Below are 21,455 nucleotides of genomic sequence, written 5' to 3' on the forward strand. Positions count from 1 at the left end.
TCAGCAAAGATAATTTGAAAGCATTAAAAAAAGAGTTAGAATACGCGGCTGTTTTTCAATTTAACTGTTAAGTGATATAAATCATCATGAATATGACAACTGCTAACACAGCACGTTTACTGATTACTTGCGAAGATAAACCAGGAATCGTGCAGGCTGTATCGAGCTTTTTGTATCATCAAGGGGCAAACATCACTGCGCTTGATCAATATGCAACAGAAGCTCAGGGCGGGCGTTATTTCATGCGTGTTGAGTTTGAACTCGACAATTTGCAAAGCCGTAAGGAAAATATTCTACAAACTTTCGCCACAAACGTAGCTGAACGTTACAACATGCATTGGCGTTTAGCTTTAGTGTCAGATGTAAAGAAAGTCGGTATTTTGGTATCGAAAGTCGACCATGCCTTGCTTGAGCTTTTGTGGCGTCATGCACGTGGTGGATTACCTTGTGAAATCACTAAGGTTGTATCGAATCATGAAGATCTACGTGAGTCTGTGGAAAACTTCGGTATTCCTTTTGAAGTTGTGCCTGTCAATAAAGAGAACAAGCGCGAAGCATATGCAAAAATTGATGAGTTAATGCAAGGTAATGATTTACTTGTACTCGCACGTTATATGCAGATTCTTGATGAAGAGTTCGTCTCTAAGTGGGAAATGAAAGTGATCAACATTCATCATTCTTTCCTTCCAGCTTTTGTGGGTGCTAACCCTTATAAGCAAGCGTATGAAAAAGGCGTAAAACTGATTGGTGCAACAGCGCATTATGTGACAGCTGATTTGGATCAAGGTCCGATTATTGAACAAGATGTCGAGCGTGTCAGCCATGATTTTACAGTTGATCAATTACGTGAATTAGGTCAAGACGTTGAGCGTAATGTCTTGGCGCGTGCTGTTAAGTGGCATTTAGAAGACCGTATCATTGTTGATGGTAATAAAACTGTGGTATTCCAGTGATTTTTAATTAAATATCACTGATTTATTAAGGCATGCGTGAGCATGCCTTTTTTATTGATGATCAAAAAAACTCATCAAAACTGCAGAATTAATAGTTGCAAATGAAAACACTTCTCATTTATTATTGGCGTACTTTAATTGTACTAACCGATAAGTTTGATTGAAATCTTCCTTCTGAAGACAGCGTCAATGTATATCAGGTCATAAATTTTAATGAGCCCATCTTCCATTCCTATGATGCAAAATCCAATCTCAATGAAAAAGAAAGTGCTTACTTCGCTCATTGCAGTGGTGATCGGGCATATTGGTGTTTTATTTGCCGTGAGTCAGATGAAAACACCTGAATTAAAACCTATTGATAAAGATCCAATTAAGGTTCGTTTTGTTCAGATTAAAGAGGATGCGCCACCGCCGCCACCTCCTGTTGAACCTGTGAAACCTCAAGTTCAACCAAAACCAGAACCTAAAGTCGTTGAACCACCTCCTGTGGTTAAACCCAAAGTCATTGCTGAAAAGCCTAAACCTGTCGAACAAAAAGCAATTGTTCAAGAAGATAAATTAGAAAAGCAAAAGCAGGAACAACAGCGTTTAGAGCAAGAACGTAAAAATCGTGAGTTGCTTGAACAGCAGCGACGTGAGCAAGCATTGCGTGACCAACAGCTACGTGAGCAACAAGAACGTGAGCGCTTGGAAAATGAAAGACGCGAACAAGAACGTCGTGAGCAGCAAGCACGTAATACACCAAAGAATTTAAGTATTGGGCAAATATCATGGTCTCGTACACCGAAGCCATCATATACCAACCGAGATTTACAAGGTTCTGATCGTACTGTTGTAGTATCGATTGAAGCGGACACTAACGGTAATGTAGTGAATGCCAGAATCACAAAATCAAGTGGAATTGATTCGCTTGATCAAAAGATTTTACGCTCAGTGCGTAATGCAAAATTCAGACCTTATAAGGAAAATGGCGTGGCTTATCCGTTTAGAGCGGAACAACCATTTGAACTTAAGTTGAATTCTAACGGCTAACTTTTATTAGGAGTTCGAGTATGAACTTTTCAGTTTATTGGCAACATGCTGATGCAGTCAGTAAGACGCTTTATTTCGTTTTACTCGCAATGTCTATTGCGACATGGACAATTGTCGTTTTACGTGTGATGGGAACACGTCAACTGAAAGAAGTTGCTTATGCTCAACTCTCTAAAGCATTAGCAGGATTAAAAGCGAAACTCGCTCCTTTGGGATTTGAACAACGTAAAGCTGTGGCTGAGCAAGCTTTATTGCGTCAGATTGCTTTGGAAAAAGCATCTGCTGAAAAAGGTGTTGCTGTACTCGGAACAATTGCCTCACTTGCACCATTTGTAGGGCTATTTGGTACAGTATGGGGAATCTTCCATGCATTGGTTGCAGTAGGTAAAAGCGGTCAAGCAGGACTTGCACAAGTTGCAACCCCTGTGGGTGAAGCCCTGATTATGACTGGTATTGGTCTAGCAGTTGCTATTCCAGCAGTGATCGCATACAACATTTGTATTCGCTTTAATCGTACATTAAGTAATGAACTACAAGATCATGCTCACAGTCTGTTAATCGACACGATGTTGCAACAAGATTCTTCTGCGCAGAAAGTTGAAGTGAAAGCGACTCAAGAAAGTTACGTTGGAGGTCAAGCTTAATGGCTTTTCAATTGGGTGAAGACAACGATACAGGCATGACGGAGATGAACCTCATCCCGTTAATTGACATTATGTTGGTTTTGATGATCATCTTCTTGGTGACAGCGACCGTTGCTAACCCATCAATTCCATTAACTTTACCAAAAACGACAGCGGATATCATTGATCCACCACCTGAATCGATTCAAGTAAGCATTAACTCACAGGGTGAGATTGCATGGGATTCAGAAATTATCAGCTTAGATGAATTGCAAAAAAGATTTAACGATGCCGGTGGTTCAGCACAACAACCGACGATTATTCTTAAAGCAGATAAAGAATCACGTTATGATACTGTTGCTCAAGTGATGTCACGTGCAAGCGAAGCCGGGCTTGCTGACATTGCCTTTGCCACAGATAATTAACTGATTAACATGAGAAAAGCGACCATAAGGTCGCTTTTTTTATACCTGTATTAGTCTTTGAGTAAACCTTCAAATTTAGAGCGAAGCTTTAAAAGTTTTGGTGGGATACTAAAATTGCAATAACCCTGAGTCGGGTTACGAGCAAAGAAATTTTGATGATATTCTTCAGCAGGGTAGAAGGTCGGTACTGAGCTTAGTTCTGTAACAATATCTAAACCTTCTGCTTTTAACTGTTGAATCGCTTTCTCTGCAATCTGGCGCTGTTCTTCATCAAAATAATAAATGACAGAGCGATATTGAGTGCCTATATCATTACCTTGGCGATTGAGTGTGGTTGGATCATGTGTTGCAAAAAATACATCAAGCAATTGAGCAAAGCTAATTTGACTTTCATCAAAATCCACTAAAACCACTTCAGCATGATGGGTATCTCCTTTGCAAATATCTTCATAGCTTGGATTGACCGTATACCCACCCGCATAACCACTCACGACTTTAGTGATACCTTTGAGTTGAAGGAAAACTGCTTCAACACACCAAAAGCATCCGCCACCGAGCAAAGCTTGTTGCATGAGATTCACCTTATTGAGTTGCAATGACTGAAATAATGGGGTGTAGAACAAAAAAAGCAACCAATGGAATGGTTGCTTAACTGTTAACGCGGTTGAATTGCAGACTCATATTGCAATACTGGATTACCATTCTCATCGAGTAGGCGAAGCGTTTTGTCGTAGACTTGGAATGCCGCGACTTTTGCCAAGGCAGCATTATAGCGATTTGCAAGTTCTTGAGTATTCACACACATCATTTGTGTAGTCGCAACTTCACTCAAGCTAATTTTGTCAGCTTTAATGCTATATGCACCCATAAAACGGTTACAACCATCTGCACCACTCAAACGACTAGATGCTGCATCAAATTGAATACTTGGAACATTGTGTGCAGTAGGGTCGGTTTTAAATTCTGTTGCGCCGATATGTGTCAAAATCCAAGTTTTATTTTGCAATTGATTAAGTGCTTGTTGCTGCTTTTCAGCAGATGGTGTTGTGGTACATGCTGTAAAAAGTAATGCTGAACCTATAACGGATACGGCTAAAAGTTGTTTTAACATATGAAATGCCCCTGTGTTATTTCTTTCTAATGTAAATTAAATTCAAGTCAATTTTATGTATATCAACTGATACGCTAAGGTGCAAGCTCTGGCTGACTCTGAGGGAGACCCAGACGAATCATTTTTGAATAATTTTCACTACTTTGATATTTAAATTGATTAAATTGGTCTGTTCTTGGGTTGACATGTGCCTTGTTGTACCATGTTTTGATATCCCAATGATGTTGTAATGCCCCCAAGTCATACAGATAATTAGGTAAATAACCTGAGGCTAATAATCGGTAGTCCACTGGCAGTTCATGTTTGGAAATCGCTTGAACCATATCAAAAACCAAAGTGGTGCAGTTACTGGTCAAGGTGTTATACCATTTTGGTTCTTGATTAAGTTGATCTGCTTGCTCTAAATATTCCTCAAATAAAGCTTTCATTTCAGCAGCTTTCATGTTGATTGGGAAAAAATAAACCTGTTCATTACGTACATTGCTACGTGTATAAATAATGTCTTTCTCGTCAGCAGCAACTAAACTGACTTCGTACTTTCTAAAAAAACCACCAATAGCAGAAAACTCTTCATCTTTTTCTTTGCGAATTTCAATCGAAAAGGTCAGTGGTTTAGAGTTTTTGAAATCAAAGCTGACTAAAGTGTGGGCGATTTGTGGTCCCATCCAATATGAAGTAATGATGTTAATGCCACTGATTTGATTCAAATCAATCTGACGTGTATCCCAGCGTTCTTGATAGGTTCCGTCTTCATTCCATGCAAAATTACGCACATTGTGTAAAGTGACCCAATCACCTTGACGTTCATAATTGAGAATTCTTGCGACTTCAGGATTCCACTCACGGTCTTGTTTGGCAGGGATGCTAAAATACCAAACTAAACTGAACGCAAAAAAGATAATGTATAAGACAACATCTTTACTACGGCTAAAAAAATGTTGTGTTGCATATATGCCTAAAACACTTAAGGCAAAAGCGACCCAAAAGCCAATGATAATACGACTGACTAACCAGCCAAATGGCTCTTGAACCCATAAGGCCATACATAACCAAATCGAAGAGAAGATGACAAATAAACTAAATAGGGAGTGAAAAGCTCCCTTTGCAAGTGCAAGAATAAACTCTCTTTTACCGATGTTATGCATTGTTATTGGCTATATGTAAGAAAGCTTTATTTTTGGTAGGTTGCGAACTCAAATGCAATATTTGTTTTGTCATCAATGTGTTGCTCTGATGCCACTTTTTTAAATTCAGGTGGAATCTCGGGATAATGAGCATCACCTTGAACGTCTAATTCAACATGCGTGAGTTCTAAGCGATCCGCAATAGAGATCGTTTGGCTAAAAATTTCTCCACCACCTATGATAAAAATAGATCCAGGCTTTTCAGAAGCTTTTACATCATGGACTGCCTGCTCAAGTGCACTCTCGATTGTATGCGCGATTTTTGTTCCTTCAAACTGCCATGACGTATCTCGTGTAATGACCCAATTTACACGTTTAGGAAGTGTTCTACCCATAGACTCAAGTGTTTTACGTCCCATGACCACAACACCACCTTGAGTAATTTCTTTAAAATGTTTGAGATCAGCTGAAATATGCCATGGCAAATCATTTCCTTTGCCAATACAACGTTGTTGATCCATTGCAACGACGTGTACGACTTCTAAACCTTGAAATGCCATGATTATTCTTCCAGCGAATATGAGTTAAAGAGGGAAATGTAAAGTTGGATCACGATTGGTACCAACGGTGATCCCAAAAGACCTTAGTTAAAATCAAACTGCAACAGGTGCTTTAATTGCGGGATGCGATTCGTAATTTACGATTTCAATATCTTCAAATTTGAAATTAAAAATATCTTTAATTTCAGGATTCAGTTTGAGTTGGCACAATGGAAGTGGTTCACGTGTTAATTGAAGTTGTGCTTGCTCGAAATGATTGGCGTAAAGATGAGTATCACCACCTGTCCACACAAAATCACCGACTTCTAGATCACAGACTTGCGCAATCATATGGGTGAGAAGTGCATAACTTGCAATATTAAATGGAACGCCAAGAAAAACATCAGCACTACGTTGATAAAGCTGACATGATAATTTTCCATCCTGAACAAAAAACTGGAAAAGCGTGTGACAAGGAGGGAGTGCCACTTGTCCAGCTTCTTTTGGGTTCCAACCTGATACGATTAAACGACGGGAGTTTGGATTGGTTTTAATTTCATTAATTAACCATTTGATTTGATCAAAACCATCTTGCTCGTATAAACCATCGTCTTTTTTAGTTGCACCAAAGTTACGCCATTGGTGTCCATATACTGGACCTAGCTCTCCTTCAGGACGTCCAAAACGAGCAGTCTGCTCAGCTGTCGACCATTCATCCCAAATTGTAACTTTATGATCTTGGAGATATTTAACATTGGTATCACCTTTAAGGAACCAAAGTAATTCAACCACGATTGAACGGAAGTGAACTTTCTTTGTGGTCAGTAGAGGAAAACCTTTAGAAAGATCAAAGCGCATTTGATGACCAAATACAGAACGAGTACCTGTACCAGTACGGTCACCTTTATCACCGCCATTGTCGAGGATATGTTGTAGTAGGTCTAAATACGCTTTCATAAATGTCCTGATCGATTTGAATGTGGCATTTGAAGAATAAACCAATGCCAAAAATTTCATTGGCATCAGTTTATACTAAAGCAGCATGCATTTTAATATCTTCCTTACGGAATAGACTCTTTGAAAGCGAGTAATTAAAGAAATAAGAAAGCACCCTTTAGGGTGCTCTCATTTAACACAAAATTTTAGGGCTTAAGCAGTTTTGTGTCCTGTATGTACAGTATGAATTAGATCGCTTAGGTCATAACCAATGGATTGAGCATATGCAAGATACGCTTGTTTGATAGATTCATTTAACACAGGTTCACGGTGCAGAATCCAAAGATATTCTTGATTAGGTTCACCGACTAAAGCAGTTTGATAATTTTCATCGATCTTAAGTACCCAATAGTCACCCTTAGTGAATGGAATCCAACGAAATCCTTCAGGCAAAAAGCTGACTTCTAATTTGCCATGTTCAGCATCTGCAACTGTGGCTTCGCCAATAGACTCATCCAGTTCTTTGTTGCCATCAAGACAACGATTTTGAACACGTACGGTTCCATCGCTGTTTAAGGTATAGACTGCTGAAATATCCGTACTGTCTTCAGGTTGATGCTTCATTGGTAAGCGTGCAATCTCATACCAAGTACCTAAATAGCGTTCAAGTTGGAAGTTAGATACGGTCGTTAAATTTTGACTCATTATGATGTACTCCATTTAATCTAAATTAGATACGTTCTTTGAGTATAGGCACAGTTTTGGAGTAGAAATAATACTGTTCTGTAGCAAAGCGTTAAGTGAGTGTGATTAATTTTATATTTATTTTCATTTGCTTAGTTGTTTTGAAATTCAGCGGGGTGTACGAGATGCATATAAACTCACTACGAACAATCCCACTGCGCTATAACCTATGAGTTGTACAAAAAGTGCAAAAAACTCTCTGCTATTTTGAAAGTTCAGCGCTGAAAGCATGACGATAAAAAATACAATCGAGACGAAAGGACTAAAAGCATAATATGCTTTCAGCTGATGCTTTAGACGCTTAGATTGGATCAAAACATGATGAATAATGTGTACGCTTAAGCCTAAACATAAGCTCATGAGTGTCGATAGAAAATCAAGTTTTTTAATTTCAGCTGTCAACAGAATCATTACACACGTTGATATACAAATGATCAATTTAAGCGTGCGTGTGCATCGTTCCGAATACCAGAAATTTAACATAATGACGTCTTAATGCTGATGTTGATGAAGTAGAGACAGTGGAGAAAATAAGCAAATAGATAAAGCCATAAATCCTAATCCTTGAGCACCAGGTAAAAGAATTTCTCCATCCTTTGCATGCATGAAAATTAAGGCAAGTAGCAGAGCGATAGGAATCCAAGTAAATAATCGGTAGATCAACCCTGTTGGATGGTGTGAAGCGAAATGAATTTTACAGTAACGGCAAATAAGAAAAACGATACCTGTGCCCACAAACATTAAGATGGCATCGAAGTTAAGCGGTTGCATCCAATATAACGTAGCGGTAGCACTCGCAATCAAAATAAAAAATAAAGCTTTGTGTTGTATTGAAACTTTAGGATCAAACCAAAACTCGAGCATAGTAATCTGAATCAAAGTAAATAAGTCAAAACTCTAGCACAAAAAAAGGTGAACAAGATGTTCACCTTTGAGGGCATGATTTACTTATTTGCCATTATTTTGTAAAGGACCCCAGTCATATACTTTCTTTTGGTAGGCATACCAAAGCATCCATAGGCCGATGAGAATCATTGGAACTGTAAGGAATTGTCCTTTGCTCATCCATCCGATAAATAATTGACCATTATCTGGCTCACGGAAGAATTCAACTGTGAAGCGAGCGATACCATATCCAATTAAGAATAGAGCAGAAACAGCCATGCGTGGACGAGGTTTAGAACTAAACCACCACAGAACAATAAAAAGAATCAAACCCTCACAGAGTGCTTGGTAAAGTTGGGATGGATGTCGTACGAGTTGTAAAGGATCTGTAGGGAAAACCATACCCAATGCGAAATTTGGATCTGTGACTTGTCGGCCATAAAGTTCGCCGCCAATAAAGTTGCCAATACGACCAAACATCAGACCTGTTGGAACACATGGGGCAATAAAATCCAGTGTTTGGAACCAAGTCATTTTGTATTTTTTACACCACAATAACATGGCAAACATGACACCTAAGAAGCCGCCATGGAAGCTCATGCCACCTGTCCAAACTTGGAATAACCATATCGGATTTGCAAGGAATTGATCAAAACCATAAAAGAACACATAGCCTACTCGACCACCAATCACGACACCTAATGCACCGTAAAAGATGAGATCAGAGACCATGTCTGGTGTCCATCCTCGTTGCTTAGCACGGAATGTTGCCAAGCCCCACGCAAATAAAAATGCGAGTAGATACATGAGTCCATACCAGTGAACTTGTAATGGACCCACAGATATTGCCACTGGGTCAATAGAAGGATAGGTCAGCATTGCTTTTCCTTTATATTATGTTTTGTGTCGATTCTAACGGAAAGACTGAAAAAATGTTGTACATTCAATGTGTAAAGTTCTAAGGATGCAACGATGTGTATTGTAGCAATCGCATGGCAAGTGTTGGATGAAACACCATTATGCTTAATTTCAAATCGGGATGAGTTTTATCACCGACCTGCTTCACAAATTCATAAGTGGGAAAATAGCCCAATTATTGCAGGTCAAGATTTACAATCTGGTGGGACATGGATGGGGATTACTGCTGCAGGGCGTTGGGCACTTGTGACAAATTACCGTGATGCAAATGATAAGAAGGAATATCCAACTTCAAGAGGACATATCATTCAGCAATATCTGGAGTCTGAATTAGCACCGATCCGATTTGCCCAAGAATTAGAAAAAAAGCAATGTGATTACGCTGGATTTAACCTTTTTATCGGAACCTCTGATCAAGCGGTTTATATGAGTAATCGTGGTGAATCTCCACAAGTTCTTGCCAAAGGTGTATATGTGGTTTCCAATGGTGTATTAAGTGATCCATGGGAAAAAACCAAACATTTGCGTAAACGCTTTACACAAGAGTTCTTACCATTATTGCAATTAAATCCCAATGCTCAAAAAGCGTATGATTTAGAGTACGCCGTTTGGGGTATCTTACAAGATGAAAGAAAAATTGATTTAGATTTATTACCTCAAACAGGAATATCAGTGGAAATGGAGCAGCTGTTATCTTCTACTTTTATACGAAGCCCGATATATGGAACACGATGCTCAAACTATTTATTGATGAAAAGAAATCAATGGACTTGGCTTGAAAAAACGCAGCAAGGTACGTATCAGAATCACATAGTCAAAATTGATTTGCATCTCTCAAAAAAAATGCCGACATCGTAGTCGGCATTTTCTATTTCAATGTTTGAATTAAGCAGCAGGAGTGTTTTCTTTCTTTTCTAGACTTTCCCCAACAATCTCGCCACCATCTTTACGAGTAATCACGACCGTCGCAGAGCGAGGACGTGTACCTTTACCACCGCTGATACTATTGCTGTGATTTGCAGGCCAAGTACCACCAGGATGCTGAACATTCACAAAAATAGCTTTATAGTCTGGTGTCATCGTTACACCTGTAATTTCACAGCCTGAAGGACCTGTTAAAAAACGACGTAACTTTGAATCATCAAGCTGTGCGCCAGCAGGAGTAAGTTGAGTGGCATTATTTGAACCAGCATTTGCAGAAGTCACTTTACCATCACTTACTTGACCTGGAAGTGCAGCGAGCATCATGCAATTCGTTTCATCTGTATAAGCGCCATCATCAGTTTGTATCCACAAGACACCACGTGGATCAAACCATAGGCCATCTGGACTTGAGAAATCATTTGCTGATGTGAGTCCAGATAGGTTTACACCTGGAAGTGAATCTTCTTCTGCGCCAAATAAGAAGATATCCCATACAAATGTTTTTGCTGTAACAGTATCACCAGTTTCACGGAAACGAATAATATGTCCGTTGATATTCCCGCGAGGAGTACCACCTTTATCATTATCAGCATAGTTACGAGGGTTAGCAGCATCAATTGTATGCTCACTTCCACGTAATGAGTTATTGGTTAAGGTGACATAAACCTCACCATTCTCTGGGTTTACTGCAACCCATTCTGGACGATCCATTTTGGTTGCACCAACTGCATCACCTGCTAAACGGGCATTTACCAATACATCAGCTTGATCTGTAAATTTGTATTTTGAATAATTAGCAATTAATGGATTGGAGATATTGAGTTCAATCCACTCACCAGACGTCTTTTGAGTTGCTTCATTAAAGTTAAATTTAGCAACATAGAATTTACCGTTATTCATATATTTATCACCAGCAGCATAACCGCCGTTGATATCTTTAGGGTCCCAAACCGCATCTGAAACAAATTTATAGATATATTCGCCTTGAGAGTCATCCCCCATATAGAAGGCTAGTGGTTGCCCAGGAATGGCACGACTCACACGGCAATCTTCATGAGCGAAACGTCCAAGAGCTGTACGTTTTACTGGGCGCTGACGACCATCAAATGGGTCAATTTCAACAATCCAACCAAATGTATTTGGTGAGTTTCTAAAATCTTGAGTTGCAGAAGATGCAGAGACTTTGGTTAACCAGCGCTCATAGACATCTTGAGGGAATAGTTGTGCTTGAACAGTGTGCCACTTATAAGAACTATTTGAAGCAATTTTATAACGTTTTAATGACTCCAAATCCTTTTCAGAACGATCTTTGTCATCGCGAGTAAAGTATTGATTAAAGTTTTCTTCGGTGGTTAAGTACGTGCCCCAAGGCGTATAACCGTTACCACAGTTATTGATCGTACCTAATGTAAATGTGCCTTCTGGACTGATCTTGGTCTGCACCAATTCATGCCCTTTTACAGGACCAGCGAAATCGATTGGTGTTGCAGCTGTAATTCGACGGTTGAATACAGAGCGTTTATTTAGAGTGACTTGTTGAGTTGTTGGATTTTTTTGTACTTCAATCACTGAAACGCCGTGACAGTTGATTTCACGTAATGCTTCATCTTCAGAACGAATATCCGCTGAAATGGTATTATTCGCTGGATGTAAAATTGCTTTGTTATCTACATATTCATGGTTGAGTACCAGTAAACCTACATTTGACTCATTTTGATCATAACGGCTATTTTTCATGCCGAAATATGTCATACCGTCATGACATTCACCTGAACGCATGGTAAATGAAGCACCACTCGGAATATTATCTGCATCCCATTCAGGCATACCTTCAAAAAGCGGGTCTCCTAGTGCATAAATAACACGTGCTTCATATCCTTCAGGCACTGTGAATTCATTTTTAATATTTTTATCAACCGCTTTAAATGTTAGTTCAGTTGGCGTTTTTGATTTGTCGAATTCAGGTAGTGAAGGATTTGAGTTGTTATTGTCATTGTCGTCACTGTTACAGCCTGCGACTGAAGCCGCTACTGTCAATGCTACTGCACCACCAGCAGTCTTCTTAATGAGATCTCTACGCGTAATTTGCTTTTCAAGTAAATGGTGAAATTCTGGATTCCCCGAATCATTGCTATCGTAATCATCGTTAAAAGGTATTAAATCAGTCATGTTCGTTCCTAGCATCTTGCTTGGTAGTTTTTAGCGTCACAAACAACTTAATGCGCAATCATGACAATCAAATGATAGATTTATGTCAGTTGAATTAAGCTTTTATTTAAAGAGTATGAAAAAGGCGAGTCTTAAGACTCGCCTATGTTTAAAAGGGTCAAAATATCAAAGTATTGACTTTGCTCTTCTATTTTCGAGTAATTTTCCAAAGAAAAGTCCCAATTCAAATAACATCCACATTGGTATCGCCAACATAATCATCGATAGTGCATCAGGTGGCGTCACAAACATAGAAACGAAGAAACAACCTACAATAATAAAACGTCTTTTTTCAACCAATTGTTCTGTGGTAACTACCCCAATCATAATGAGTAATAAAGTCACAATTGGAATTTCAAAAGTTAAACCAAAAACCAAGAATAACTTTAAACAGAAACTCAGATAGCTATTAATGTCAGTCATGGGTGCTACCGTTTCAGGTGCAACGCTAATGAAAAAATGTAAAATCGAAGGGAGGGCTACAAAGTAAGCAAAAGCAACACCCGCATAAAATAATGTAATACTTCCGATGAGTAATGGTAGAGCTAAAGCTTTCTCATTTTTATATAGCGCCGGTCTGACAAAAGCCCATATTTGATAAATGATAAATGGCATGGCGATCATTAGAGCAACGAAGAAGTTTAACTTAAATGGTGCCATAAATGTCGCGGTGACATCAGTTGCAATCATTGATGAATTTATTGGGAGTTGAGCTCTAAGAGGCTCAGACATCATTTGATAGCTTTGATTTGCAAATGGTAATAAACAAAAGAATAAAACGAGAATGACCCCAACTATTCTAAATAAATATTTTCTTAAAATAATAAGATGCTTGGTTATTGGCATTTCTTCAAGCTGAGGATTATCTTCATTTGAAGAGATGATATTTGGGAGAGTATTGTGACTCATACTGCCTCCGCTAAGACTACATACGGTTTATTGTGTTGCGCCGAATTTTGAATATGAATAAAACTTTGCTTAGGTGTAGCGTGTCCTCTAAAAGGAACTGCTGTACTTTGCTGAACGCTTAAATACACATAAATAGATCTTGTTTCAGAGAGAACCTGTTGATCGATAGGTGGATTTAAATATTCATCGCTTAATACTGTGTGTTTTTCAATTTCCTGCATTTGCGCTTTCATTTTTTCTTCTAATTCTTGAATGCGCTTCATTTCAGTCTGCATTTGTTCTTTAAGTTCAGACATTCTTAGTTCACGATCAATATCATTTTGTACATTGCTGACCATACGCTTAATTTTGCCATACCATTTACCAGCAAATCGCGCACCCTCAGGAAGCTTTTCAGGTCCAAGAACAAGCAATGCAATGATGCCAAACATTAATAGTTCAGCCATACCAATATTCAGCATTACTGTTACCTACCTTTAATGTTTCGCTGTTGAGTTCAAATCATGAGATGTTTGATGTTCAATCGTGCGTGGTTCTTTTAATTGAGCAGATGTGCTCTGGTCTTCGTCATCCTTAATTGATTTTTTAAAATCTTTAACCGCACCACCAACATCTTTACCCAAATTTTTTAGCTTAGACGTACCGAACAAAAGTAAAACGACAATTGCGAAAATAAGTACGTGCCAAATTGATAATCCAGCCATGATATATTCCTTATTGAAAATGATCTTGAATGATTTCAACAGTTCTTTATGACAGCAAGTTGACGGAATTATTTCAGTTTGAAGTCATGGATTTTTTATGTGTGCAAGAGACTTATTCTGAAGTGAAATAGATGTTGTGCTAAGATGAGAAAAAATCTATTTCATATTTAATATGGTTCTTCTACTCCCACTAGTCTCCTTTCTCATCGGCTATTTTGGCGTAGAATATTTACAAAAAATTCGTCCCTTTATGGCGATGTTGTTGGCGAAAGTGCTGATTCCTCTCATCATTATTTACAATATGGTGTTTTACCAAGAGGGCAGTATATGGTTGATGTTATTTAGTTTTATCGCTTCATTTTTGCTGTATTTATTTGTTTATTACCGTACAAAAGACAAATTAGTCTCCTTATGTTCCAGTTACCTGAACATGGCTTGGCTTGGCTTTCCATTTGCATTCGCTATTTTTGGTGCGCAAGCATCTAGTCCTATGGTTGCACTTTATGTCGGGGGCTCTATTTTTGGTAATATTTGTGCAGTGACCGTATTAAGTGCTGAAAAGCAGTCTGCGATGGAGATTTTGAGAAAATTGACTTTCTCTCCACCGATTTTAGCTTTATTAGTTGCTGGTTTTCTTTCGTTATGGAATGTTAGTCATTTTCAGCAGAATGCAATGATTCAATCATTGTATATATTGGATAAGTGGTTAATGACCTTTACAGGGATGTGTGTCCTTGGGATGTGGTTATCTCAAGTAAAAATTCACTTGTCCGATTTAATTGAAAGTTTAAAACTTGCTTTGATTAAATTTCTATTTGGTTTAGTGTGCTGTGCGGTAGCCTATTTTCTTCTACCGATTCCTCACGAACTGGTTGTTATTGCACTGATGTCTATGTTTTTTTTATTACCACCCGCAGCGAATATTGTTGCTTTAGAAACACATTATTCAGGAACAGGTGTTTCAGCCCAATATATCGCAGCGGGTACCATCGTAAGTTGCATGACAATTGGTTTATTTGCCATGGTTTATCATGGACTGATCGTTTAGTTCGTTTCGAGGCTTGCTTTGAATAACTGCATGGCTTGACCACGATGACTGATCTTATTTTTGTCTTCTTTGGTCATTTCAGCGCTACTAATATTGAGTTCAGGTAGCCAAAACAGTGGGTCGTAGCCAAAACCATTTTTGCCACGTGCTACTTCCAAAATTTCACCTTTCCAGATTCCTTGGAAAATCTGAGGTAAAGGATCTTCAGCGTGTTGAACTAAGGCGAGTACACACACAAACATCCCTTCAATCACGTCACCATTGTTACGTAATGGTGCTAAATCTGCCAGTAATTTAGCATTATTGGCAGCATCATCGCCATGCTCACCAGCATAACGTGCAGAGTAAATACCAGGAGCACCACCAAGTGCAGGGATGCAAATACCTGAGTCATCTGCTATAGCTGGTTTACCCGAAATCTTAGAAGCATGTCGTGCTTTGATAATGGCATTTTCTACAAAACTTAACCCATCTTCCACCGCATCCTCAATGTTCAGTTGTCCTTGAGGCACAACGTTAACAGGGAGTTTTAATTCTTCAAATAACTTTTCGAACTCAGCTATTTTCCCTTTATTGTTGCTCGCTAAAACCAAAGTACCTTGATCTAACCAATCTTTAGACGCCATGTTGAATCACTTTCTGTTTCAAATTTGAAGCTATTCTAACGGATATTTGCGATGATACAGATGAACTCATCTTTAAAATAACCAATCATTAAACATGAGAAATTTAAATAGCATTCATATTCGTCAAGCAGAGATCGCAGATGTTGAAAATATTGCGTCCTGTATTGCTTTAGCTTTGAACCACTTTGATGAAATACCAAAAAGTAAGTCCCTATTTTCAAAATAAGCTCTTGTATCGCACATCAATCATCAAGAGATAAAATACTTTGTTGCAGAATTAAAGCAGTCGCTTGTTGGGATGATTGCTTACAAACAACCCACTCATATTTTTCATTTTTTTGTTCATCCAAATCTGCAATTTCAAGGCGTTGGAACTCTTTTATTTAATTATGTGTTAGATCAATTAAATCAAACGGATATCCAGCAGATAACAGTCAATGCGCATATAGGGGCTGTTCATTTTTATAAAAAATTAGGTTTTACTTCACAGAGTGAAGTGGACATATTCGAAGATCTGAAATTCATAAGAATGAAGAAGATGATCGAATAAAAAAAGCACCGATAGGTGCTTTCTTCAAACTTATAAGCGTTACTAACGGCTTTGAATCCATTGATCAGCACGATCACGTGCAGTACGAATTTGTTCTGGTGTCAGGTTGGCAGCCAAAGCCGTCTTTTTTGTCTCAGACATATTGATCACTTTATTATCTAACATGCCATCACGTGTAGAAAGCTCATACCATTGGTAAGCACTCATATAGTTTTTCTTTTGCTCTTCCATAACGGCTAAATTGAAGCTTGCACGATTGTCACCATGACTTGCTGCTTTTTCGAAGTATTGGCGAGCTAAGGTTTCATTTTTAGCAACACCAATACCGTCAGCATACATACGACCCACATTCAGCTGAGCAGATGAAATACCTTGATCGGCTGCTGCCTTATACCAAACGAAAGCTTGCTTTAGGTCTTTAGCAACATCTTTACCATGTTGATAATGTGTTGCCAGATAAAACTGGGCAGCCGGTTGACCTGCTCGAGCAGCTTTTTGGAGCTCAGATACAGGCATACGTGAATACTGTGCAGCTAGTGCAGAAGTTGATGGTTGTTGAGGTACATAATCTGCATGAACTTGGAAACTCAACAACCCTAGAAATAATGAAGTACCTAAGAATAACTTTTTCATAGAGCGCTCACTCGATAAATCGCGACCTCGCCAAACAAGTTCGGGATATGCTTGCTGAGCAAACTCCCTTGTTGATTCCCATTCACGGCTAAACGGTCAATAATTTTAATTTGATTCTCAGCACAAAGTGCTTCGAAATCCTTAAACGTGCACAGATGGATATTTGGAGTGTTATACCACATATAGGGTAAGGCATCCGAAACAGGCATTTTCCCTTTTAAAGCAAGGAAAGAGCGTGTTTTCCAGTGTGCAAAGTTAGGAAAAGTAATAATTGCTTGTTTCCCAACACGCACCATATCGCGCAAAAGCACATCAGGTGCATCTACAGCTTGCAAAGCTTGTGCCATGACAACATAGTCAAATGACTGGTCTGCAAAGCGTCCCAAACCGAGGTTCAAGTCTTGTTGGATGATATTTAACCCTCGACTGACTGCAATTGCAATCTTTTCTTGATCGATTTCTAATCCGTATGCACGAATGTTGTGCTTTTTGCTCATATGAGCCAGTAACTCACCATCGCCACAACCAAGATCTAAAATGCTTGAATCAGGTTTAATCCATTTTTCTGCAAGCTTCTGATCGATACGCATTACACGGTCTCCTTAGGGGTTGAAGCAAGATGGTCTACACCACCTAAGAAAGCCCTTAAAGTTTTGACATATAAAGGGATAGGGAACAAGAACGAGTCATGACCTTGTTCTGCATCAATATCAACATAGCTCACAGGCTTATGATTGGTAATCAATGCATCCACAATCTCAACAGATCGGGAAGGAGAGAATCTCCAATCCGTAGTAAATGAAATCACAAGGAATTTACATTTTGTATTCGACATTGCTTTAACTAAAGATTGTTCATACTCACGAGAAGGATCGAAGTAATCCAAAGCTTTAGTCATGATCAAGTAGGTGTTCGCATCAAAGTTACGACTAAATTGTTCACCTTGATAGCGAAGATAACTTTCAACTTGGAATTCAACATCGAAACCATACATGAATTTGCCAGATTTTAAATCACGACCAAATTTTTGTTTCATGGCTTCTTCAGAAAGGTAGGTAATGTGACCTACCATCCGCGCTAGAATAAGGCCACGTTTAGGATAGCTGTCTTTTTCTAAATAGCGACCATGATGAAAATCAGGATCAGACAAAATGGATTGGCGCGCGACCTCATTAAACGCGATATTTTGCGCTGAAAGTTTAGGTGCACTGGCAATAATGACACAATTATTTAATCGGTCAGGATAATCTACAGACCACTGAAGTGCCTGCATGCCTCCCAAAGAGCCACCAATAATAGAGTGCCAAACAGTGATACCAAGACGATCAGACAGCATTGCTTGAGTTTTAACCCAATCGCGCACGGTCACTAATGGAAAATCTGGACCATAAGGACGATTTTCATTTTCAGGATTTGGGGAGGTTGGTCCTGTTGAGCCGTTACAACCACCAATATTGTTTAATGCCACCACAAAAAATGTATTGGTATCAATTGCTTTGCCTGGCCCAATACAAGCATCCCACCAACCTGCTTTTTTATCATCTTCATGGTGATAACCAGCAGCATGATGATGACCAGAAAGCGCATGGCAGATCAAAATTGCATTAGATTTATCTGCATTGAGTGTGCCATAAGTTTCGACCATCAATTCGAAACGTGGTAAAACGCGGCCACATTCTAATGCGAGTGGTTCTTCAAATTGGAACTTTTGTGGAACAACAATGCCCACTGAGTCAGCTGGAAAAGACACAGGATAAATTCGCCTAAAATCTTAAGTATGAATAAATAAAAGGATACCACTTGAGGGTATCCTTCTAAAGCCATTTTCGTGCTAAATATTATTGCTAATATTTATACTGCCGCAGCGATCACTTGATCTGTGCTCAAAACACCTTGATCAATTAAACGATTTGTACATGCAATAATTCCTTCAATAGATGAAGTCACGATGTTGTCATGTACACCAGCACCGAATGCTGATTTACCTGTACCTTTGACTTGAAGTTCAATTAGTGCCAACGCTTTAGCATTTGCACCAGAACCAATGCTACGTTCTTCATAGTTCACAACATCGATTGGCAACTGTAAAGCATCTAAAATTGCAGAGATTGGTCCGTTGCCTTCACCACGTAGATGTTGAACTTGACCACCGACTTCAATATCTAATTCAATGACTTGATTGCCATTTTCATCAGATAATCGATAGTTTTTCGCGACATAATGTTTATCTTTCTGATTCACATATGTACTTTGGAATAAACTCCAAATTTGCTCAGCAGAAACTTCTACGCCTTCTTCGTCAGCTACCTGTTGCACGACTTGCGAGAACTCAATTTGTAAGCGACGTGGTAATACGACGTTGTAGTTCGACTCTAACAAGTATGCGATACCACCTTTACCTGATTGTGAATTGACACGAATGACTGCGTCATAATCACGTCCCAAATCTTTAGGATCAATTGGTAAGTAAGGCATGTCCCAAATTTCTTCGTTTTTCTGGAACTCAAAGCCTTTTTTAATCGCATCTTGGTGTGAGCCAGAAAATGCAGTAAATACTAAATCACCCGCATATGGATGACGTGGATGAACGGGTATACCTGTACATTCTTCAATAGTAGAAATGATTTCATTAATATTTGAAAAATCTAGATTTGGAGCGACACCTTGGGTATACATATTTAATGCAATCGCTGCAACGTCAACGTTACCTGTACGTTCACCATTACCAAATACACAACCTTCCACACGATCAGCACCAGCCATGATCGCTAACTCGGATGCTGCAATACCGCATCCACGGTCATTGTGACAGTGTACAGAAATAATAACACCATCGCGGCGTTGTAAGTTGCGATGCATCCATTCAACTTGGTCAGCGTAAATATGAGGTCCAGAAACTTCTACAGTCGCTGGTAAATTCAAAATAACCTTATTATCTGGACGAGCGTCCCAAATTTCAGTGACAGCATCACAGACATCTTTTGCAACTTCTAATTCAGTTGCGGTAAAGCATTCAGGAGAGTATTGGAACACCCATTCAGTTTCAGGGTATTGCGCTGCATATTCTTTCACTTTTTGAGCCGCATTCACCGCTAAGGCTTTTGCACCCGCTACATCAACATTCAATACTTTTTGGCGGAATGTTGGTGAGTTTGAATTATAGATATGCACAATTGCACGTTTTGCACCTTGTAATGATTCAAATGTACGTTGAATCAAGTGATCACGAGCTTGAACTAATACTTCGATATAGACATCATCTGGAATATGATTTTCTTCGATTAATTTACGGGTAAAGTCAAAATCAATCTGTGAGGCAGATGGAAAGCCAATTTCAATATGTTTGAAACCAATTTTCACCAACATTTGGAACATCTTGAATTTTTGTTCGATGTTCATTGGTTCGAAAATAGCTTGGTTACCATCACGAAGGTCGGTGCTCATCCAGATAGGCGCTTTATTAATTTCGTTATTTGGCCATTGACGGTCAGGTAAGTCTACACGTTGGTACATGCGACGGTATTTTTTGCTTGGATCAGCCAACATCATGAGATAACTCCTTTCATAGCACAACATGCTTGGGTCTTGTGTAAAGGCACTGCGCTATTTATATCGATTGTGTCTATTCTATCAATTTACAAGTGGCTTACTGCATCATTTTGCTGAATTCTCTAAAAATCTTTTGAATATATAGAGCTTAGCTATACCGTCACAGTGCTTGTAAATTCTTTCTTTTATTATAGTGCGATCTTCAAGAGAATTATTCCCTGATTTAGATCAAAGTATGATGAATGTGAAATTTTTTTTCACAATATATTTTTTTTTAATAAAATTTTTCATTATAAAAATTAACGATGAAAAATAAATTAGAGTTCTGCCCATTTTCGAATTAAATTGTGATAGAGGCTCGTGAGTTTGATGACTTGCTCATGTTGATCTCCTAATGCCATACGAAGTTGCTGAATAGATTGATCTAAAGTAAATAACATATGTCGATTTGAATCATCTCGAATCATACTTTGTACCCAAAAAAATGATGCCAAGCGACAACCCGATTGGATAGAAGTGACCTCATGTAAGCTAGTAGATGGATAAAGTATCAAATCTCCTGCAGGGAGTTTGACTTCGTGATATCCATAAGTATCTTCAATGACTAATTCACCGCCGTCATATTCGTGCGGATCACTCAAGAATAAGGTACAAGATAAATCTGTTCTCAAGCGTTCTTGTGAGCCTTGAACTCTGCGAATCGAATTGTCGACATGAAAACCGAATGATTGATGCTGTTCATAGCGATTAAACAGAGGGGGAATGATATCTAGTGGAATTGCTGCTGATAAGAATAAAGGATGTTGACCTAGGGATTCTAAAATAATATCACCTAGATGTTTGGTTAGGGGATGATCATTGGAAAGTTGATGATTATGTTTCACTGTTGCAGAGAGTGTTCCAGCTGTTACCTTTCCATTGACCCAATCTACTTTAGACATTTCTTCACGAAAATATCGAACTTGTTCGGGGCTTAGAATATTTGGAATATGATGAATCACTACGATCACTCAC

The 21,455-nt window shown here is 38.8% G+C and carries 26 protein-coding genes; 7 read left to right on the forward strand and 19 right to left on the reverse strand.

Translation table 11 applies throughout. The annotated features are described in order from the left end of the window. Positions 1-86: 86 nt before the first annotated feature. The 4 genes from purU (at position 87) to AC1M9I_RS06210 (ending at position 3,033) form a co-directional block, all read left to right on the forward strand. Complete coding sequence (gene purU / locus AC1M9I_RS06195; RefSeq protein WP_092766746.1) at positions 87-953, forward strand: formyltetrahydrofolate deformylase; 867 nt, start codon at positions 87-89, stop codon at positions 951-953. A gap of 213 nt (positions 954-1,166) precedes the next feature. Continuing rightward, positions 1,167-1,985: an energy transducer TonB gene (locus tag AC1M9I_RS06200; RefSeq protein ID WP_035266750.1), complete on the forward strand. Its 819-nt coding sequence runs from the start codon at positions 1,167-1,169 to the stop codon at positions 1,983-1,985. A 20-nt stretch (positions 1,986-2,005) separates the two neighbouring features. Next, positions 2,006-2,629, forward strand: a complete 624-nt coding sequence (locus AC1M9I_RS06205) for a MotA/TolQ/ExbB proton channel family protein (RefSeq protein ID WP_180028347.1) — start codon at positions 2,006-2,008, stop codon at positions 2,627-2,629. Then, a complete protein-coding gene (locus AC1M9I_RS06210; protein WP_035266746.1) occupies positions 2,629-3,033 on the forward strand; it encodes an ExbD/TolR family protein in 405 nt (134 codons plus the stop codon). Before AC1M9I_RS06205 ends, AC1M9I_RS06210 begins: the two co-directional genes overlap by 1 nt. 50 nt (positions 3,034-3,083) lie before the next feature. Here AC1M9I_RS06210 and msrA read toward each other — a convergent pair whose 3' ends face one another. The 9 genes from msrA to lgt form a co-directional block, all read right to left on the reverse strand. Then, the gene (gene msrA, locus AC1M9I_RS06215) at positions 3,084-3,605 is read right to left on the reverse strand and encodes a peptide-methionine (S)-S-oxide reductase MsrA (protein ID WP_481594941.1); all 522 of its coding nucleotides are present in this window, start codon (positions 3,603-3,605) and stop codon (positions 3,084-3,086) included. Positions 3,606-3,688: 83 nt separating this feature from the next. Then, positions 3,689-4,144, reverse strand: coding sequence for an META domain-containing protein (locus AC1M9I_RS06220; protein WP_035266743.1), 456 nt, complete (start codon positions 4,142-4,144; stop codon positions 3,689-3,691). 74 nt (positions 4,145-4,218) lie between these two features. Continuing rightward, positions 4,219-5,289, reverse strand: a complete 1,071-nt coding sequence (locus AC1M9I_RS06225) for an Lnb N-terminal periplasmic domain-containing protein (protein ID WP_481594942.1) — start codon at positions 5,287-5,289, stop codon at positions 4,219-4,221. Positions 5,290-5,315: 26 nt separating this feature from the next. After that, positions 5,316-5,828, reverse strand: a complete 513-nt coding sequence (locus tag AC1M9I_RS06230; RefSeq protein ID WP_035266739.1) for a dihydrofolate reductase — start codon at positions 5,826-5,828, stop codon at positions 5,316-5,318. A gap of 93 nt (positions 5,829-5,921) precedes the next feature. After that, on the reverse strand, positions 5,922-6,764 hold the full coding sequence (gene thyA, locus AC1M9I_RS06235) for a thymidylate synthase (RefSeq protein ID WP_481594943.1): 843 nt from the start codon (positions 6,762-6,764) through the stop codon (positions 5,922-5,924). 192 nt (positions 6,765-6,956) lie between these two features. After that, positions 6,957-7,448, reverse strand: coding sequence for a lipocalin family protein (locus AC1M9I_RS06240; RefSeq protein ID WP_481610833.1), 492 nt, complete (start codon positions 7,446-7,448; stop codon positions 6,957-6,959). Positions 7,449-7,595: 147 nt separating this feature from the next. Continuing rightward, positions 7,596-7,898, reverse strand: coding sequence for a hypothetical protein (locus tag AC1M9I_RS06245; protein WP_481594945.1), 303 nt, complete (start codon positions 7,896-7,898; stop codon positions 7,596-7,598). Positions 7,899-7,979: 81 nt separating this feature from the next. Further along, positions 7,980-8,351 carry a hypothetical protein gene (locus AC1M9I_RS06250; RefSeq protein ID WP_481594965.1) on the reverse strand — a complete coding sequence of 124 codons (372 nt, stop codon included), beginning with the start codon at positions 8,349-8,351 and terminating at the stop codon, positions 7,980-7,982. Positions 8,352-8,435: 84 nt separating this feature from the next. Next, complete coding sequence (lgt, locus tag AC1M9I_RS06255; RefSeq protein ID WP_481593299.1) at positions 8,436-9,251, reverse strand: prolipoprotein diacylglyceryl transferase; 816 nt, start codon at positions 9,249-9,251, stop codon at positions 8,436-8,438. A 93-nt stretch (positions 9,252-9,344) separates the two neighbouring features. On the opposite strand from lgt, the gene AC1M9I_RS06260 reads away from it, so the two are divergent. Further along, the gene (locus AC1M9I_RS06260) at positions 9,345-10,148 is read left to right on the forward strand and encodes an NRDE family protein (RefSeq protein ID WP_481594946.1); all 804 of its coding nucleotides are present in this window, start codon (positions 9,345-9,347) and stop codon (positions 10,146-10,148) included. Between the two features lie 27 nt (positions 10,149-10,175). On the opposite strand, the gene AC1M9I_RS06265 is transcribed toward AC1M9I_RS06260, so the two are convergent. From AC1M9I_RS06265 to tatA, 4 genes are all read right to left on the reverse strand, one after another. After that, a complete protein-coding gene (locus AC1M9I_RS06265) occupies positions 10,176-12,383 on the reverse strand; it encodes a PhoX family protein (RefSeq protein ID WP_481594947.1) in 2,208 nt (735 codons plus the stop codon). A gap of 165 nt (positions 12,384-12,548) precedes the next feature. Continuing rightward, positions 12,549-13,331 carry a twin-arginine translocase subunit TatC gene (gene tatC / locus AC1M9I_RS06270; RefSeq protein WP_092766754.1) on the reverse strand — a complete coding sequence of 261 codons (783 nt, stop codon included), beginning with the start codon at positions 13,329-13,331 and terminating at the stop codon, positions 12,549-12,551. Next, a complete protein-coding gene (gene tatB / locus AC1M9I_RS06275; RefSeq protein WP_051586559.1) occupies positions 13,328-13,792 on the reverse strand; it encodes a Sec-independent protein translocase protein TatB in 465 nt (154 codons plus the stop codon). The genes tatC and tatB overlap by 4 nt, the downstream gene beginning before the upstream one ends. A 15-nt stretch (positions 13,793-13,807) precedes the next feature. Then, entirely contained in the window at positions 13,808-14,035 is a 228-nt protein-coding gene (gene tatA, locus AC1M9I_RS06280) for a Sec-independent protein translocase subunit TatA (RefSeq protein WP_035266725.1), read from the reverse strand. Between the two features lie 172 nt (positions 14,036-14,207). Between tatA and AC1M9I_RS06285 the strand changes: the two genes are divergently transcribed. Further along, positions 14,208-15,083, forward strand: coding sequence for an AEC family transporter (locus tag AC1M9I_RS06285; protein ID WP_180028341.1), 876 nt, complete (start codon positions 14,208-14,210; stop codon positions 15,081-15,083). Here AC1M9I_RS06285 and rdgB read toward each other — a convergent pair. Then, positions 15,080-15,709: an RdgB/HAM1 family non-canonical purine NTP pyrophosphatase gene (gene rdgB, locus AC1M9I_RS06290; protein ID WP_481593303.1), complete on the reverse strand. Its 630-nt coding sequence runs from the start codon at positions 15,707-15,709 to the stop codon at positions 15,080-15,082. The genes AC1M9I_RS06285 and rdgB overlap by 4 nt on opposite strands. Positions 15,710-15,950: 241 nt before the next feature. Between rdgB and AC1M9I_RS06295 the strand changes: the two genes are divergently transcribed. Then, positions 15,951-16,259 carry a GNAT family N-acetyltransferase gene (locus AC1M9I_RS06295; RefSeq protein WP_180028369.1) on the forward strand — a complete coding sequence of 103 codons (309 nt, stop codon included), beginning with the start codon at positions 15,951-15,953 and terminating at the stop codon, positions 16,257-16,259. Positions 16,260-16,301: 42 nt separating this feature from the next. On the opposite strand, the gene AC1M9I_RS06300 is transcribed toward AC1M9I_RS06295, so the two are convergent. The 5 genes from AC1M9I_RS06300 to AC1M9I_RS06320 all read right to left on the reverse strand — a co-directional run bounded on the left by AC1M9I_RS06300 (position 16,302) and on the right by AC1M9I_RS06320 (position 21,442). Continuing rightward, positions 16,302-16,892, reverse strand: coding sequence for a tetratricopeptide repeat protein (locus AC1M9I_RS06300; RefSeq protein WP_180028340.1), 591 nt, complete (start codon positions 16,890-16,892; stop codon positions 16,302-16,304). Continuing rightward, entirely contained in the window at positions 16,889-17,482 is a 594-nt protein-coding gene (gene metW, locus AC1M9I_RS06305; protein ID WP_092766759.1) for a methionine biosynthesis protein MetW, read from the reverse strand. The genes AC1M9I_RS06300 and metW overlap by 4 nt, the downstream gene beginning before the upstream one ends. Then, entirely contained in the window at positions 17,482-18,642 is a 1,161-nt protein-coding gene (gene metX / locus AC1M9I_RS06310) for a homoserine O-succinyltransferase MetX (RefSeq protein WP_035265259.1), read from the reverse strand. Before metX ends, metW begins: the two co-directional genes overlap by 1 nt. Positions 18,643-18,743: 101 nt before the next feature. After that, a complete protein-coding gene (gene leuA, locus AC1M9I_RS06315; RefSeq protein WP_481594948.1) occupies positions 18,744-20,441 on the reverse strand; it encodes a 2-isopropylmalate synthase in 1,698 nt (565 codons plus the stop codon). A gap of 317 nt (positions 20,442-20,758) precedes the next feature. Continuing rightward, complete coding sequence (locus AC1M9I_RS06320) at positions 20,759-21,442, reverse strand: Fe2+-dependent dioxygenase (RefSeq protein ID WP_092766780.1); 684 nt, start codon at positions 21,440-21,442, stop codon at positions 20,759-20,761. Between the last annotated feature and the right edge of the window lie 13 nt (positions 21,443-21,455).

This window comes from Acinetobacter sp. ANC_7553 (genome assembly GCF_056779895.1).